The sequence below is a fragment of the Leifsonia sp. NPDC056824 genome (assembly GCF_042789575.1).
Lineage (GTDB): Bacteria > Actinomycetota > Actinomycetes > Actinomycetales > Microbacteriaceae > Leifsonia.
The window spans coordinates 1-16,482 of sequence record NZ_JBHUAV010000004.1; the positions used below are offsets into that span (position 1 = coordinate 1).

At 70.9% G+C, this 16,482-nt stretch carries 15 protein-coding genes; 10 read left to right on the plus strand and 5 right to left on the minus strand.

Annotated features, from left to right (window positions below; translation table 11 throughout):
* Positions 1-64: 64 nt before the first annotated feature.
* Positions 65-1,186 (minus strand): hypothetical protein, encoded by a 1,122-nt coding sequence (locus ACFRFH_RS15250; RefSeq protein ID WP_382463850.1) that lies wholly within the window; start codon positions 1,184-1,186, stop codon positions 65-67.
* A 230-nt stretch (positions 1,187-1,416) separates the two neighbouring features.
* Here ACFRFH_RS15250 and ACFRFH_RS15255 point away from each other — a divergent pair, with 230 nt between their 5' ends.
* From ACFRFH_RS15255 to ACFRFH_RS15300, 10 genes are all read left to right on the plus strand, one after another.
* Positions 1,417-3,483: a hypothetical protein gene (locus tag ACFRFH_RS15255; RefSeq protein ID WP_382463851.1), complete on the plus strand. Its 2,067-nt coding sequence runs from the start codon at positions 1,417-1,419 to the stop codon at positions 3,481-3,483.
* Positions 3,480-4,502 carry a LacI family DNA-binding transcriptional regulator gene (locus ACFRFH_RS15260; protein ID WP_382463852.1) on the plus strand — a complete coding sequence of 341 codons (1,023 nt, stop codon included), beginning with the start codon at positions 3,480-3,482 and terminating at the stop codon, positions 4,500-4,502. The genes ACFRFH_RS15255 and ACFRFH_RS15260 overlap by 4 nt, the downstream gene beginning before the upstream one ends.
* Positions 4,503-4,526: 24 nt before the next feature.
* A complete protein-coding gene (locus ACFRFH_RS15265) occupies positions 4,527-5,831 on the plus strand; it encodes an ABC transporter substrate-binding protein (protein WP_382463853.1) in 1,305 nt (434 codons plus the stop codon).
* A gap of 2 nt (positions 5,832-5,833) precedes the next feature.
* Entirely contained in the window at positions 5,834-6,793 is a 960-nt protein-coding gene (locus ACFRFH_RS15270) for a carbohydrate ABC transporter permease (RefSeq protein ID WP_382463854.1), read from the plus strand.
* Positions 6,794-6,867: 74 nt separating this feature from the next.
* The gene (locus tag ACFRFH_RS15275; protein WP_382464168.1) at positions 6,868-7,719 is read left to right on the plus strand and encodes a carbohydrate ABC transporter permease; all 852 of its coding nucleotides are present in this window, start codon (positions 6,868-6,870) and stop codon (positions 7,717-7,719) included.
* Positions 7,720-7,747: 28 nt separating this feature from the next.
* Positions 7,748-8,758, plus strand: a complete 1,011-nt coding sequence (locus ACFRFH_RS15280) for a hypothetical protein (protein WP_382463855.1) — start codon at positions 7,748-7,750, stop codon at positions 8,756-8,758.
* 41 nt (positions 8,759-8,799) lie between these two features.
* Positions 8,800-9,816 (plus strand): glycosidase, encoded by a 1,017-nt coding sequence (locus tag ACFRFH_RS15285; RefSeq protein ID WP_382464169.1) that lies wholly within the window; start codon positions 8,800-8,802, stop codon positions 9,814-9,816.
* Between the two features lie 130 nt (positions 9,817-9,946).
* A complete protein-coding gene (locus ACFRFH_RS15290) occupies positions 9,947-10,285 on the plus strand; it encodes a YciI family protein (RefSeq protein WP_382463856.1) in 339 nt (112 codons plus the stop codon).
* Positions 10,282-11,538 carry an RNA polymerase sigma factor gene (locus ACFRFH_RS15295; protein ID WP_382463857.1) on the plus strand — a complete coding sequence of 419 codons (1,257 nt, stop codon included), beginning with the start codon at positions 10,282-10,284 and terminating at the stop codon, positions 11,536-11,538. Before ACFRFH_RS15290 ends, ACFRFH_RS15295 begins: the two co-directional genes overlap by 4 nt.
* 49 nt (positions 11,539-11,587) lie before the next feature.
* Positions 11,588-12,445 (plus strand): NAD(P)-dependent oxidoreductase, encoded by an 858-nt coding sequence (locus ACFRFH_RS15300; RefSeq protein WP_382463858.1) that lies wholly within the window; start codon positions 11,588-11,590, stop codon positions 12,443-12,445.
* 70 nt (positions 12,446-12,515) lie between these two features.
* Here the strand turns inward: ACFRFH_RS15300 and ACFRFH_RS15305 are convergent, their stop codons facing one another.
* Genes ACFRFH_RS15305 through ACFRFH_RS15320 form a run of 4 tightly spaced genes read right to left on the minus strand, consistent with a single transcriptional unit; the run spans position 12,516 to position 16,300 of the window.
* Positions 12,516-13,583: a Gfo/Idh/MocA family protein gene (locus ACFRFH_RS15305; RefSeq protein ID WP_382463859.1), complete on the minus strand. Its 1,068-nt coding sequence runs from the start codon at positions 13,581-13,583 to the stop codon at positions 12,516-12,518.
* A complete protein-coding gene (locus tag ACFRFH_RS15310) occupies positions 13,580-14,638 on the minus strand; it encodes a Gfo/Idh/MocA family protein (protein WP_382463860.1) in 1,059 nt (352 codons plus the stop codon). The genes ACFRFH_RS15305 and ACFRFH_RS15310 overlap by 4 nt, the downstream gene beginning before the upstream one ends.
* Complete coding sequence (locus tag ACFRFH_RS15315; RefSeq protein WP_382463861.1) at positions 14,635-15,492, minus strand: carbohydrate ABC transporter permease; 858 nt, start codon at positions 15,490-15,492, stop codon at positions 14,635-14,637. The genes ACFRFH_RS15310 and ACFRFH_RS15315 overlap by 4 nt, the downstream gene beginning before the upstream one ends.
* Complete coding sequence (locus ACFRFH_RS15320; protein ID WP_382463862.1) at positions 15,485-16,300, minus strand: carbohydrate ABC transporter permease; 816 nt, start codon at positions 16,298-16,300, stop codon at positions 15,485-15,487. Before ACFRFH_RS15320 ends, ACFRFH_RS15315 begins: the two co-directional genes overlap by 8 nt.
* Between the last annotated feature and the right edge of the window lie 182 nt (positions 16,301-16,482).

The following is a 16,482-nucleotide window of genomic DNA, read 5'->3' on the forward strand; positions in this document are numbered from 1 at the left end:
CGTAAACGCCCCTAAAAGTGCGTTTTAGGGGCGTTTACGTGCCCCTCGGCGGAAGGGGTGGGGGTCAGACGGGGAAGCGAACGGCGGCGGCGACGGCTCCGCCGCCGGGGACGTCCTCGGCGCGCAGCGCGTAGACCTTCGCCTTGGAGGCCAGCGAGCGGCGGATGATCTCGTCCACCACGCCGTAGTTGCCCGCCGTGTCGTCGTCCAGGTAGGCGATCTTGCCGGTCTCGTCGTCCAGCGACCCCGGCACCCGCCGGTCGATGTCGAAGACCAGGGTCTCCACCGCTCCGTAGGTCGCCGCGCGGGCGATGTCGCTGAGGTCGACCAGGGCTGTGCCGCCGGCGATGCGGGTGGAGAAGTCCTCCTTGAGAGCGTCGATCTTCCCGGCGTACAGCCGGTCGAGCACGGCGCGCGCGGCCGTCGCCAGCTCGTCCTCGGTCTTCTCCTCCGGGTTGCCGGCGATCACGTCGTCCACGAGCCGCGGATAGTCCGTCGCGCCGCGGAAGATCCCGGTGAGCGGCTCGGCCGCGGCGAGGATCAGCGGCTCGGTGGAGCTCGCCAGCAGCGGGTGCAGCGCCCGCTCGATCGCCTGCACGTACTCCAGCATCCGCACCTTCTGGCCCTCGGAGCCCTGGATGCGGCCCTCGGCGGCGCGCCCGCTGATCGAGGTCTTGCCGACCGCGGCGGCGACGTCCTTCGGCATCCCTTCGACCTCGACCAGGGCCGGCGGCAGCTCCGGGTCCACGCGGATCAGGCGCACCGAGTTCTGAGCGAGGGCGAGGATGAGCGCCGATTGCGGGAAGGTCACGGCGCGCAGCAGCGGCTTGATGTAGAAGCGGTCGGCAACCTCGCACGCGGAGGTCAGCCGGTTGGGCAGGCGGAAGGTCTCGGCGACCTCCCCGTCGAGGAACACCGCGAGCGAGCGCGACTGGTAGCGCCAGAAATCGCGGTCCTCGAGGATGCCCTCGCCCTCGGTCCGCACGGCGCCGATCCGGTGGCGATCGACGCCCATCGCCTCCAGCGATTTCACTGCGAGGGCGAGGTGGTTCTTGAGGTCGATGCGAGCCTTGTCCGCCTCCTGCGGCGTCGTGCCGGTCGGCAGGTAGATGCTGACGCAACCGGGTTCGCGCAGCGCCGCGATCCTCTCGATGTCGGCCTTGGTCGGAATGTCCTTGTACTCCACTTTTCCTCCTCGGTCGTGACCCGGCCGGACGTCGGCGGCCGGTCGCCCCAGTCTCGTCGCGGGTGCAGAACGGCACAAGACCCCGGGGGTGGACCATCCGTTGTGCCCGTTGACAGATCCGAAAAGCGCGGCTACCGTCCTTTAAACCGGTTTAGACGTCACCCGTTCTGGGGGTGGCACCGGCCTTATCGCTCTTTCCCCCCACTCAGAGCACAGAGACAGGACACGCAATGAAGCGGAATCGACTCCTCGCTGCAGCGACGGGCGCAGCCCTCGCCGCCGCCGCGCTCGTACCGGTGATCGCCGCCCCGGCGAACGCCTCCCCCACTCCCGCGGCCCCGGCCGCCCCCACCCTGACGAATCTCGCCCACTTGAATTTCCTCCTGGACGATGTGCCGTTGCTTCCCGGGGTCGCGGGACACTCCACGTACCAGCAGAGCCAGGAGCCGAACGCGCGCGCCCCGTGGGTGTACGCCAACCGCAACGCCGACGGCAGCTTCACGCGCGTCGGCGGCGGCCCCATCACGAACGCCGCCAAAGGCTACTACGCGCAGGGCACCTTCGACGCCGACGACATCTCCCGCTCGGCCGTCGTCTACCTCCGCGACTGGAAGCAGAACGGCACCGCGGCCAGCCGCGCCTCCGCCTTCGAGCTGCTGCGCGAGCTGACCTACCTGCAGGTCGACTCCGGCCCGAACGCCGGCAACGTCGTCCTCTGGCAGCAGCATGACGGAACCCTGAACCCGTCCGCCATCCCGGCCGACAACCCGAACCCCAGCGACTCGGGCGAGTCGTACTGGCTGGCGCGCACCGTCTGGGCGCTCGGCGAGGGTTACGCGGGCTTCGAGAAGTCCGACCCGGCGTTCGCGTCCTTCCTCCAGCAGCGGATGAACCTCGCGCTGCGCTCCCTGGAGCGCCAGTCGCTCGCCAAATACGGGACGACTGACACCGCCAACGGCGTCACGGTCCCCGGCTGGCTCATCACCAACAGCGCGGCCCCGACCGCCGAGGCCGTGCTCGGCCTGAGCGCGTACACCGCGGCCGCTCCGGGCGACACCCAGGCGCGCACCGACCTCCAGCGCTACGCGAAGGGGATCGCCGGGCTGTCCTCCGGCGGCACCGGCCAGTGGCCGTTCGGCGCGCTGCTCCCCGAAGCCAACTCCCCCACGTTCTGGCACGCCTGGGGCGGCATGGCGCCTGCGGCGCTGATCGCGGCCGCGACGCAGCTCCACGACGGCAGCCTGCAGGGCGCCGCGAACACCGACCTCGCGAGCTTCACCACGCAGCTCCTCGCCAGCGGCGGCCCGGACAACGGCTGGACGCCCACCCCGGCCGACCAGTCCCAGATCGCCTACGGCGTCGACTCCCGGGTGGAGGGCCTGGTCGCAGCCTCCGACGCCTCCGGCTCGACCGGCCTCGCCACCCTCGCCGGCGCCCAGGCCGCCTGGTACTTCGGCGCCAACCCGGCCGGCGTGCCGGTGTACGACCCGTCCACCGGTGTCTGCGTCGACGGGATCGGCGGCGACGGCGGCATCAACCACAACTGCGGCGCCGAGTCGGTCATCCACACCGAGCTGAGCATGCTCGCGCTCGACGCCCACCCGGCGATCAAGCGCGCGGCCGTGGCCCTGACGCACCGCTCCGCCGCCGACGGCATCCAGGTCGTGGAGGCCGAGAAGGGCACGCTCACCGGCCCCGCCACTGTGGTCACCCCGCCGTCCGCGTGGACCGGCTCGGCGAACTGGTCGGGCGGCGCGTACGTCTCCGCCTCGACCGGCGCGACCGTCACGATGACGCTGCCCGCCGGTCACCCGGCCGCACGCATCCTCCCGATCGAGGACCTCGGCCCCGACGGCACCGCCACCAGCGGGTCGGGCACGACGGCCTGGACGGCGAGCGCGGGCAACCGCACCGTGCAGCTCGGCTCCAGCCAGAACGTCCGTCCGGGCGCACAGGGCATCGCGCCCACCACGGTGTTCCTGCTGCCGCAGACCCTCCCGGTCTCCGCTCCCGCCGGCGCGACCACGGTCACGGCGCGGGTGAACGGCCAGGCCCGGCTCGACGCCGTGCTCGTGCAGCCGGAGGTCTCCCACCTCGGCCTGACCGGTTCGGGCACGCTCGACGTCTACGTCAACGCCACCTCCGGCACGGCCACGCAGCACCTCGCCTCCTCCGGCCCCGTGCTCGCGACCCGGTACGACGCCTCCGGCCGCCAGGTCGGCGCGCCGATCCCACTGAACGGGAACGGCACCGTCACGATCGTGCCCGGCGGCTTCACCACGGTGGTGCCGCGGTGACGCCTGCCGACATCACGATCAACGACGTCGCACGGGCGGCGGGCGTGAGCAAGGGACTGGTCTCCCTCGCCCTCAACGGCAAGCCCGGTGTGGCGCTGGAGACCCGCGAGCGCATCCTCGCGACCGCGCGGGAGCTCGGGTTCACCCCCAACCCGAGCGCCCGCGGGCTCACCACCCGGCGTGCGTACGCGCTCGGGCTCATCCTGCGACGCGCCGCCCGCACCATCGAGGTGGACCCGTTCTTCGCGGCGTTCATCGCGGGCGTCGAGACGGTGCTCTCCGAGCGCGGCCAGGTGCTCGTGCTGACGGTCGTCCCCGACCACGAGGCGGAGGCCCGCGCCTACGAGCGGCTCGCGCTCGACAAGCGGGTGGACGGCTTCCTGCTCACCGACATCCTCGCCGAGGACCACCGCCTCGCGCTGGTGCAGGAGTTCGGCTCGCAGGCCGTCTCGCTCGGCGAGCCGACCGGCGGCAGCCCGTTCCCTGTCATCACCCGCGACTACGACGCGGGCATCGACGAGCTCGTCGCGCACCTGCTCGGGCTCGGCCACACGCGCATCGCGCATGTGTCCGGCGACGAGCGGATGCTGCACGGCCTCCTCCGCCGGGAGCGGTTCGAACAAGTGGTGCGCGCCGCCGGGCTCGATCCCGTCATCGTCCCCACCGACTTCTCGCCCGAACAGGGCGCGGAGGCCACCAAGACGCTCCTCGACTCCGCGGAACCGCCCACCGCCATCGTCTACGGCAACGACCCGATGGCGATCGCGGGCATGGGGGTCGCGCACGAGCGCGGTCTCCGCCTCCCCCAGGATTTGTCCATCACCGGGCTCGACGGCTCCCAGATCGGGACCTACATCTATCCGAGCCTGACGACCCTGGACAACGACCCGGCCGGCTGGGGCATCGCCGCCGCCACCGCACTGCTGCGGCTGGTGGAGCACGGTGAGCCTGCCGACGTCGCCCTGCCCCCTGCCCGACTGGTGGTGCGCGCCTCCACGGCTGCGCCATCGCGTCACTGAAATCACAGAGAAAGAGCACAGATCATGCGCAAACGCATCACCGGCCGCAGACTCGCGGTCGCCGTCATCAGCGCCGGCCTCGTCGCCGGCACCCTGGCCGCGTGCGGCTCCAGCGGCGGTGGCGGTCAGACCGACGCCATGAAGGCGCACGGCCCGATCACCATCTGGTACTCCAACAACCCGCAGGAGGTGCAGTGGGGCAAGTCCGTGGTCTCCTCCTGGAACTCCTCGCACCCCAAGGAGCAGATCAAGGCCCAGGAGGTCCCGGCCGGAAAGAGCACCGAGGAGGTCATCGGCGCCGCCATCACGGCCGGCACCACGCCCTGCCTGGTGTTCAACAACCTGCCCGCCGCGACCGGTCAGTGGGAGAAGCAGGGCGGCCTGGTCGACCTGTCGAAGTTCTCCGACGGCAACTCGTACATCCAGGGCCGCAGCGGTAAGACCGCCGACCAGTACAAGTCCCCGAACGGCGACTTCTACCAGATGCCGTGGAAGCAGAACCCGGTGATGATCTTCTACAACAAGACCATCTTCCAGAAGGCCGGCATCGACCCGAACAGCCCGGACCTGTCGACCTACGCCAAGTTCACCGCCGCCGCCCAGAAGATCAAGTCGTCCGGCGCTGCGCCGTACGCGATCTACCCGGCGCCGACCAGCGAGTTCTTCCAGCCGAACTTCGACTACCTGCCCCTGCTGGCCGCGGAGACCGGCGGCAAGACCTTCATCGACAACGGCAAGGCGAACATCACCAGCCAGGACTCGATGGATGTCGCCAACTTCTGGAAGAGCATCTACACCGACGGTCTCGCCGGCAAGGAGCAGTACCAGGGCGACGCCTTCGCCGACGGCAAGTCCGCGATGGCCATCGTCGGACCGTGGGCGATCGCGGTCTACAACAAGGTCCAGTGGGGCTCCGTCCCCGTCCCGACCAAGGACGGCAAGTCGGCCGACCAGACCTACACCTTCCCGGATGCCAAGAACATCGGCATGTACACCTCGTGCAAGAACCAGGGAACGGCCTGGGACGTCATCAAGTACGCCACCTCCAAGGACCAGGACGGCAAGCTGCTGAACGTCACCGGCCAGATGCCGATCCGCTCCAACGTGTCCAGCGTGTACTCGAGCTACTTCGACTCGCACCCGGCCTACAAGCAGTTCGGCTCCCAGAGCGAGCGGACCGCTGACGACCCGACGGGCGTCAACACCATCGCCCAGCTCCAGGCCCTGCGCGACGCGTACTCCAAGTCGGTGATCAACGGCACCGGTACGGTCGAGGACGCCTTCAAGGCCGCCTCGCAGAAGATCGACCAGCTCCAGGCTCAGAAGTAATCATGAGCACCCTCTCCGCACCCCCGGCGGCGGGCACCACGCCCGCCGCCGGGGCGGCCCCGCGGCGACGCAAGCCGCTGCTGCAGCGCATCCTCGGCAGCAACCCGCTGGGCTGGCTGTTCGCCGCGCCGTACCTGATCTTCGTCCTGGTGATCTTCGCGTACCCGCTGATCTACGCGGTCTACATGTCGTTCTTCGACTACTTCTTCGCGGCGCCGGGAGCCCAGGTCACCCAGCCCTTCGTCGGCTTCCAGAACTACATCCAGGCCTTCACCGACCCGGCGGTGCTGCAGTCGTTCGCCAACGTCGGGATCTTCCTGATCATCAACGTGCCGCTGACGGTCGTGCTGTCGCTGGTGCTGGCGAGCGGGCTCAACGGCATCACCCGATTCCGCACGTTCCTGCGGGTGAGCTACTACGTGCCGTACGTCACGGCGAGCGTCGCGATCATCGGCGTCTGGCTGTTCCTGTTCAACGGCTCGGGACTGGTGAACCAGATCCTCGGCCCGCTGGCCCCGAACCCGTCGTGGTTCATCAACCCCGTGCTGGCCATGCCGACCATCGCGATCTACGTGACCTGGAAGCAGCTCGGCCTCTACATCCTGCTGTACCTCGCCGCGCTGCAGAACGTGCCGCGCGAGCTGTACGAGTCGGCGGCCACCGACGGCGCGGGGCGGGTGCGGCAGTTCTTCTCCGTCACCGTGCCCGGCGTGCGGCCCGCGACCGTGCTCGTGCTGCTGCTCGCCACCATCACCGGCGCCAACATGTTCACCGAGCCGTACCTCCTCACCGGCGGCGGCGGCCCGGACGGCCACTCGACCTCCCCGGTGCTCCTGATCTACCAACAGGGCATCCAGCAGGGTCACCCGGGCTACGCCTCAGCGATCGGCGTCGTGCTCGTGATCGTGGTGCTGATCATCGCCTGGCTGCAGAACCGATTCGCGGGAGGACGAGAGTCATGACCACCCTCAAGACAACAGGTGCCGAACCGGCGCCGCAGACTCCGCGCGCCCCCCGGAAGCGCCGTCGCCGCGACATGGCCGCCTCCGTGCGGCTGAGCCGCCCGCAGGCGATCCTGCGCGGGATCGTGCTGACGATCGGCGCCTTCGCCTTCCTGTTCCCCTTCTACTACATGCTGATCGGGTCGCTGCAGGCGTCGCCCGACACGACCGTCGCCGGGGCGTTCCCCAATCCGGCCAACATCACGCTGCACAACTACGCGGCGATCGACTCCCGGATCAACCTCGTGCAGGGCCTTATCAACTCGGGCATCTTCACCGGCGGCGTGCTGCTGGGCACCGTCGTGTTCGGCGTGCTCGCCGGGTACGCGCTGTCGATCCTGCACTGGCGGGGGCGCGGGGTGACCTTCGCGCTGGCGCTGCTGGTGCAGACCATCCCGTTCCAGCTCCTGATGATCCCGCTGTACGTGCTCATCGCGCGCAACTACGGCCTGGGCGACAACTATCTGGGGATGATCCTGCCGTACGCCATCAACTCGGCCGCGGTGCTGATCTTCCGGCAGTACTTCCTGCAGTTGCCGCGGGAGCTGTTCGACGCCGCCCGGGTGGACGGCGCCGGCGAGTTCACGCTGCTCTGGAGGGTCGCCCTCCCGCTGGTCCGACCGGCGCTGGTGACCGTGCTGCTGCTGACCTTCATCGGCCCGTGGAACGAGTTCCTCTGGCCGTTCCTGATCACGAAGGAGGCGAGCCTGCAGCCGCTCGCCGTCTCGCTGGCGAACTACATCAGCACGGTCGCGGCCTCCACGGCCAACCCGTTCGGGGCGATCCTCGCCGGAGCGGTCGTCCTGGCCGCCCCCGTCGTCGTGCTGTTCATCGTCTTCCAGCGCTACTTCACCTCAACCGACATCGGCTCGTCCGTCAAGGGCTGAGCCACCCGCACCGAACGCAAGGAGAACCGTGGACGCCGCCTACACCGACGCCCTCCGCCTCAGCTACGAGGAGGCGCTGGGTCATTCCAACGCCGTCACCGACCACATCTCGACCGACCACTTCTCGGCGAACTACATCGACCCGCCGGACTGGGCGATCGGCCCGTTCCAGCGGGACCCGGCGCTGACCTTCCGGCTCGACGGCCAGTGGGACGACCCCACCGGCGTCGGCTGGACGAGCAGCGCGATCTTCAACCCGTCCATGATCGAGCGGGACGGTGAGCTGCACCTCTTCTACCGGGCCTCGCCGCGGATGGAGTCGCTGGCGAGCCGGATCGGCCACGCCGTCCTCCGCGACGGGGTCTGGCACGACGACCCGGCCAACCCGATCGTCTACCCGACGCTGCCCAACGAGCCGCTCGGCTGCGAGGACCCCAAGGTCTACGAGGTGGACGGCCGCTACGTGCTCTTCTACAACGCCAACCGGCGCACGGAAGCGGGCGAGAACGCGGTCGACATCATGGGGATGATCTCCGACGACCTGGTGTCGTGGGAGAAGATCGGGCTGGTGGTGCCGCTCGAGGTCTCCCAGGACTGGGCGAAGGGCGCCGTCGTGCCGCGCGACGAGCACGGCCGCGCCGTGCGGATCGGCGGCGAGTACCTGATGTTCCTCTCCGAAGGCTGCGGCGGCCGGCCGATGATCGGCCACTCCGACGACCTGGTCTCCTGGACCTTCGCCGAGCAGCCCTACCTCGACCTGTCCTCGCTGCCCGGCAGCCTGTACGAGGTCGCCTGCGCCGTCGTGCGCGGGGACGACCTCGTGCTGGACTTCTTCTACGCCGACGAGAACGGCGACTTCGCCGCGGCCCAGGCGGACTACTCGGTCGACGCCCCCTTCACCCAGCTCGGCCTCCACCGCGGAGGCTCCCTCGCCTGGGGCGGCCTGCAGAAGGTGGACGGCCGCTGGTCGTTCGCGCAAGGCTGGGACGCTCCCCGCGGAGAGCGCGAACTCTATGTCTACAAGGAGGTCACGAAGTGACTGAGCCCTTCCCCTACGTTCTCACCCGCTCCGGCGTGGTGATGACTCCCGAGCCCGGCGAACCGCTGGAGGCCGAAGGCGTGCTGAACCCCGCCTCCGGCCGCGACGCCGACGGCGAGCTGTATCTCCTGCCCCGGCTGGTCGCCGACGGCAACGTGTCGCGCGTGGGCCTCGCCCGCGTGGTCGTCGAGGACGGCGTGCCGGTCGGCGTCGAGCGGGAGGGCGTCGTGCTGGCGCCCGACCGCGACTTCGAGCGCGGCCGCCGCAACTCGGGCGTCGAGGACCCGCGCACGACGTTCGTGCCCGCCCTCGGCCTCCACGTCATGACGTACGTCGCCTATGGCCCGCTCGGCCCGCGCACCGCCGTCGCGGTCTCGGCCGATCTGCGGTCGTGGCAGCGCCTCGGCCCGGTGACCTTCGAGTACGACGACGGGCTGGGCGTCGACCTGGCGCTGTTCCACAACAAGGACACCGTGTTCTTCCCGGAGCCGGTCACCGGGCCGGACGGCGTGGAGAGCCTGGCCGTGCTGCACCGGCCGGTCTGGGACCTCGGCGAGGTCAGGGACGGTGAGGGCGAGCACCCGCCGACCGGGCTGGAGGAGAAGCGACCCAGCATCTGGATCGCGTTCATCCCGCTGGCCGCCGTGCGCGACGACCTCGGCGAGCTGACGCGGTGGCGGCACAACCGCTTCCTCGCCGGTCCGGAGTTCCCGTTCGAGGAGCTGAAGATCGGCGCGGGACCCGCCCCGGTGCGGGTGCAGGAGGGCTGGCTGCTGCTCCACCACGGCGTCACCGGGCGACTGGAGCGCGGCGTCGACCAGCAGAAGCACGTCAACTACTCGGCCGGCGCGATGATCCTCGACGCCGACGAGCCGTGGCGGGTGATCCGCCGGACGGAGGAGCCGCTGCTGAGCGCCGAGACCGAGGAGGAGCGCAGCGGCATCGTCCCGAACGTCGTGTTCCCCACCGCGATCGAGCAGGTGGACGGAGTCCACTGGGTCTTCTACGGCATGGCCGACTCCAAAATCGGCGTCGCCCGCCTCGAGCGACGGAACTGAGCTCCTCACATTCGTCACGAATGTCGACTCTCAGCGTTCCAAAGTCGACATTCGTGACGAATGTTCGCGGCATGATGTCGAGATGACGTCCTCCCGTTCGTATAGACGGTGAGAGGAAGGAATCACGATCATGTCCCAGTACCTGCTCAGCGTCTACCAGCCGGACGGGCCCGTCCCGGAGCCGGAGGTCCTCGCCGCGATCGGCGAGGACCTCGACGCGCTCAACACCGAGATGCGCGCGGCCGGCGCCTGGGTGTTCTCCAACGGCCTCCTGCCGCCGCAGTCGGCGACCGTGCTGCGGCCGGCCGGCACGGAGGTGATGGTCACCGACGGCCCGTTCGCGGAGGGCAAGGAGCACCTCGGCGGCTTCACCATCATCGACGTGCCCGACCTGGACGCCGCCCTCGAGTGGGGCAGGCGACTCGCCGTCGCGACGACGCTGCCGATCGAGGTGCGGCCGTTCGCGTGAGCCGCGACAGCGATGGCGCGGCCGTCTCCTCCGGAGCGATCGACTCGATCTTCCGCGAGGAGTACGGCCGCGCCGTCTCCGTGCTCTACCGTTCTCTCGGCGACCTGGACCGCGCGGAGGACGCCGTTCAGGAGGCCTTCGCCGTCGCCGTCGCGCGCTGGCCGGTCGACGGCCTCCCGCCCGCGCCGGCGGGGTGGCTCATCACCACCGCCCGCCGCCGCGCGATCGACCGGCTGCGCCGCGAGGCCGTCGGCCGGGAGCGGGAGGCGGAGGCGACGGAGTTGCTCGCGCTGGCCTCCACCGTGGAGGCCGCCGACACCGGCGCGATCCCCGACGACCGCCTCCGGCTCATCTTCACCTGCTGCCACCCGGCGCTCGCGCCGAACGCCAGGGTGGCGCTGACGCTGCGACTGCTCGGCGGGCTCAGCACCGCCGAGATCGCACGGGCGTTCCTGGTGCCGGAGGCCACGCTCGCCCAGCGCATCTCGCGCGCTAAGGCGAAGATCAGGGACGCTCGAATCCCGTACCGGGTCCCGGCCGCCGTCGACCTGCCGGAACGCCTCGGCTCCGTGCTCGCCGTCGTCTACCTAATCTTCAGCGAGGGCTACACGGCGACTGTGGGCGACCGGCTGGTGCGCGAGGAGCTCGGCGGCGAGGCGATCCGGCTCGCGCGCCTCCTGACGGCGCTGCTGCCCGACGAGCCGGAGGCGCAGGGGTTGCTCGCCCTGCTGCTGCTCGTCGACGCGCGCCGGCCGGCCCGGATGGATCGCGACGGGTCGATGGTCGCCCTTCCCGACCAGGACCGCGGGCGGTGGGACACCGCCCTGATCGCCGAGGGCCACACGATCGTGCGCCGCTGCCTGATCGCCGGGCGGCCGGGACCGTACCAGCTCCAGGCGGCGATCCAGGCGGTGCACGACGACGCCGCGCGCGCCGAGGACACCGATTGGCCGCAGATCGTCGCCCTGTACGACCAGCTCCTGCGGGTGCAGCCCTCCCCCGTCGTCGCGCTCAACCGGGCGGTCGCGGTGGCGGAGGCGGTCGGTCCCGAACCGGCGCTGGCGGCGATCGAGCCGCTGCGTGAGGAGCTGGCGTCGTTCTATCTGCTGCACGGCATCCGCGCCGGGCTGCTGCGCCGGTCGGGACGGCCCGAGGAGGCCGCGGCCGAGTACGACGAGGCGGTGCGGCTGTGCGCCAACGACAGCGAGCGGGAGTTCCTGTCGCGGCAGCGGGCGCTGCTGCCGGAGGCGTGATCGCGCGTTCCGGGTTCCGCCCGCGCCGCCGGCGGTGGAGAGTGGCGCTATGGACATCGCATTCCTCGGGCTCGGCCGGATGGGCCGCGAGCTCGTCCCGCACCTGATCGACGCCGGCCACACCGTGACCGTCTGGAACCGCTCCCCGGAGCCGGCGCAGACGATCGGCCGCCGCGGCGCGCACGTCTCGGGCTCGGCAGCGGAGGCCGTCGGCGAGGCGGGCACGGTCGTGAGCGTGCTGTTCGGGCCGGAGGCCGTGCGCGAGACGCTGCTGGACGCGGACCTGCCGTGGCGCCCCGGCACGCTCTGGATCGACGTGACGACGGTCTCCCCCGCCGACGCGACCGAGTTCGCCGCCCGCGCCGCCGTCCTCGGCATCCGCTACGTGGCCTCCCCCGTCGTCGGCTCGCTCGCCCCCGCCCGCGCCGGAGCGCTCGCGGTGCTGGTCGGCGGCGAGCACGACGCGGCGCGCGAGGCCAAACGGGTCGTCGGCCTGTGGGCCGATCAGGAGAAGCTGCGCACCTTCGACACGCCCGCGGCGGCGACGGCGGCCAAGCTGGTGGCCAACCTCGCGCTCGCCGTCTCGATGGAGGCCCTGGCGGAGTCGCTGCGCCTCGGCCGGGCCGCGGGCCTCACCGACGACGAGGTGCTCGCCACGCTCTCCCTGACCGCGATCGCCCCGCTCGCCGCCACGAAGGGCCCGCTCGTGACCGCAGCGGACTACGACGACGCCCAGTTCACCGCCGACGCCCTCGCCAAGGACGCCCGCCTCATGCTCGCGACCGCCGACGTGCCGCTGCCGGCCGTCGCGCTCGTCGCGGTCGAGCTGCAGCGCGCGATCGACGCGGGACAGGGCGCGAAGGACTTCTCGGTAATCGCGCAACAGCACCCGTCGAGGGGCACGTAAACGCCCCTAAAACGCGGTTTTAAGGGCGTTTACGTGCCCCTCGATCATCCTGAGTGTCGCGAAGGCGTGCTCAGCCGACGGGCGTCACGAGCCCGCCGCCCGCGGCGGACCGCCGCGCGGCGTCCACGACCTGAAGCGTTCGCAGCCCGACGCCGCCGTCCGGGACCGCCGGCCGACCCACGCGCACGGCGCTGACGAACTCCGCGAGCATGGCCGCGTCCAGGTCGTCGCCGGTCGGGACCCACACCGCCCCGTCGCCGGTCTGGCCGCCGACGTGTCCCGCGAACGGCGCGATCGTGACTGAGCCGCGCGTGCCGGTCACCTGGAATGTCAGGCCACCCCAGGTCGGCGCGGCGTCCGGGACGCTCCACGAGCAGTCGATCGTCGCCACTACGCCGCTCGGGTACACCGCGGTCACCAGGCCGCCGGTCTCGACGGAGGCCTCCGGGTGCAGGATGCGGTTGGCGACCGCGTGCACCGTCGCCGGCTGCTCGTGGAGCAGCTCGTCCAGGAGGTCGGCGCAGTGCACGACGTGGTCGACCAGCGCGCCGCCGCCCGCGAGCGCAGGATCGGTGAACCACGCGCGGTCGGAGGGCACCTTGCCGTTGTTCGTCCCCTTCACCGCCAACAGCGTCCCGAGGGCGCCGGAGCGCACCCGGTGCAGGAGGTCGGCGAACGCGGGCGCGAACCGGACCGGGTACGCCGTCATCAGGGTCACACCGGCGCGCTCGGCGGCCGCCAGCATGGCCTCCGCATCCTCCACGGTCGTGGCCAGCGGCTTCTCGCACAGGATGTGCGCCCCCGCCGCCGCGGCCGCCTCGACGAGCGCGCGGTGGCGGACGTTCTCGGCCGTGACGATCACGGCGTCCGGACCCCAGGCGAGCGCGTCCTCGTACGTCGGCAGGTAGCGCACGCCGAGCTGCTCGGCCAGCGCGCTGCCGCGGAGGGCTGCGTCCGGCGCCGACGCGCCATCCGGGTCGGTGACGACGAGCTCGACGTCGGCGCGCCCGGAGAGGGCGCGGCAGTAGCCGATCGCGTGCGTGTGCGCGAACGACAGCACCGCCACCTTCAGCGGGCGGCCTTCGGGGATCCCCACAGTCTTCTCCACGGTCTTCTCCTCGCAGATCGGGACGGTCATGCGCCGACCATCGCCTCAGCCTCAGCCGACGCCGCCGCCAGGTCCAGCTCGACCGGCTGTCCGCAGTGCAGCGACTCCATCGCGGCCTCGGCCAGCGCGACGGCGCGCACGCCGTCCTCCGGCGTGACCCGGGCGGCACGGTCCTCCGCGATGGCCGCCACGTAGTCGCGCAACTGCGCGGTGTAGGGGCTCTCGGCGTGGACGGGCGGCGGAAGGTAGCCGTCCGCGTCGTGCGCCGACGGGATGTCGACCCGGCTCGGCGTGCGCGTCGAGTCGATCGCGAGCGTTCCGGCGGACCCGGCGAGGTCGGCGCTGGTCCGGAACGGCAGCCCGCGCGCTCCCCAGGTGCCCTGGAGGTGACTGATCGCGCCGGTCGCGTGCGTCAGCACGACGTGCGCGGTGACCGTGTGCGGCTCGGCCGCGTCTCCACCCGGCGCGCTCTGGACCGCGTACACCCGGACGACGTCACCGGCGAGCCAGAGCGCCTGGTCGAGGTCGTGGATCATCTGGTCGCGCACGATCCCGCCGCCGCGGGCCTCGTCGTGGAACCAGGTGCCCGCCGCCGGCGCCTCGCCGCCGCGCACGAACCGCAGCACGGCCGGCTCGCCGATCCGCCCTGACGCGATCTCGCGCTGCACCGCCGCGTACTCCGGGAAGTACCGCACGACGTGGGCGGGGAACAGCCGCACCCCGGCCGCCCGCGCCGCGTCGACGACCTCCCTGGCCTCCTCGACGGAGGCGCCCAGCGGCTTCTCGCAGATGACGTGCTTGCCTGCGCGGATCGCCGCCAGGGCCAGCGGCGCGTGGCTGGTGGTCGGGGTCACGATGTCCACGAGGTCGCTCGCGGCGAGCAGCGCGTCGAGGTCGCCGGCGACGGCGAAGCCGTACTGAGCGGCGAGCGCCTCTGCGCCCTCGTGCGAGTGCACGGTGACCGCGGCGCCGAGCGCCCGCCAGCCGTCCGCGTGGACGCGCGAGATGCCGCCGGCCCCGATCAGGCCGACTCGAAGGGTGTTCACGGTGTGCCTTTCTGTCGTCGTCGCCGCGGTCGCCGTCATTTCAGACCGGAGAACGCGATGCCGTCGATGACGCGTCGTTGCATGAGGAGGAAGAGGATGAGGACCGGCGCCATCGCGAGCAGGCTCGCCGCGAGCAGCAGCGGGTAGTCCGGGATGGAGCGCTGGCTGGTGAGCGTGGCGATGCCGGGTGCGAGCGGCATCTGCGTGGAGTCCGTCGCTACGATGAGCGGCCAGAGCAGATCGTTCCACGAGGCCAGCACCGTGATGATCGCGAGCGCGGACAGCCCGGGCTTGGCCAGCGGCAGCATGACCTTCCAGAACACCTGGAAGTGGTTCGCCCCGTCGAGCCGGGCCGCCTCGGCCAGCTCGTCGGGCAGGCCGAGGAAGAACTGCCGCATCAGGAAGGTGCCGAACGCGCTGAAGATGCCGGGAGCCGCGATGCCCGCGATGGTGTTGAGCCAGCCGAGGCCCTGCACGATCTGGTACTGCGGCAGCAGGTAGACCTGCGGCGGCACCATCAGGATGGCGAGCACCAGGGCGAAGATCGTCCGCCGGAACGGGAACTCCATCCGCGCGAAGGCGTAGCCGGCCATCGAGCACAGCAGCAGCTGGCCGACCGTGCGGATGACCGTGACGGCCACCGACACCCAGAGCTGGTTGAGGAACGGGAGCTGGTCGAAGACGTGCGCGAAGTTCTCGAAATGCAGCGTCCCCGGCCAGACCGTCGGTGGCACCGAGGTGACCTGCGCGTTCGTCGCCAGCGACATCAGGATCTGCCAGACGAACGGGAAGATCATCAGCAGCGACGCCACGATGAGCACCGCGTGGGTCAGGCCGTTCCCGCGCGAGCGGCCGGCCCGCGGCCGCGGTCGTGCGATCACCTGGCTAGACATAGTTCACCCACCTCTTCTGCATGCGGAACTGGAGCATCGTGAACGCGCCGACCAGCACCAGGATCGCGACGCCCACCGCCGCGGCGTAGCCGTTGTCGCCGGTCTGCTGGTGCGCGAAGAACAGGTAGACGAGCGACTGCGTCTGGTTGATCGCCGGGTTCTGCGTGCCCATCAGCGCGTAGAGCAGATCGAACAGCTGGAACCCGGTGATGACGGTGATGACCGAGACGAAGAAGATCGACGGGGTCAGCAGTGGCACGGTGATCGAGAAGAACTGCCGCGCGCGGCTCGCGCCGTCGATCGAGGACGCCTCGTACATCTCCGGCGGGATGCTGCGCATGCCGGCCGAGAGCACGATCAGGTTGAACCCGAGCGAGATCCACACCCCCACGACGCCGACGGCGAAGAGCGCGAACCACTCCGTGCTCAGCCAGTTCGGCCCTTTGATCCCGATCAGCGAGAGCGAGTAGTTGATCACGCCGAAGTCGCCGTTGAAGATGATCCGCCAGACCATCGAAATGGCGGCGGGCATCGCCACGTACGGCAGGAAGAACGCCGTGCGGTACGCGGCGGCGAACCGCAGCCCGGGCCGGTTGATCAGCGCCGCGAACCAGACGGCCAACGGGATGCCGAGCAGGAGGATGCCGACGTAGATGAACGTGTTGAGGATGGCGCGCCAGAAGTCGGGGTCCGCCAGCATCTGCTGGTAGTTCGTGATCCCGCTCCAGGTGGCGCCTCCGAACGCGCCCCATGTCGTGAAGCTGAAGTAGGCGTTGCGGAAGATCGGCCAGATGTAGAACACCAGCACGCCGATCAGCAGCGGCCCGACGAACAGCAGCGCCCACCAGCCGTCCGCGCGCAGGCGGCGGCCCGTGCTCCGGTTCGTCGCGCGCGGTGCGCGCGCGCCCCGGGGGGCGGGGGGCGCCCCCCCCGGCGCCCCCCCCCCCCGGGGGAGAGGGTGTGTGCTGAGGAAAACTGATAGAGGGGGCA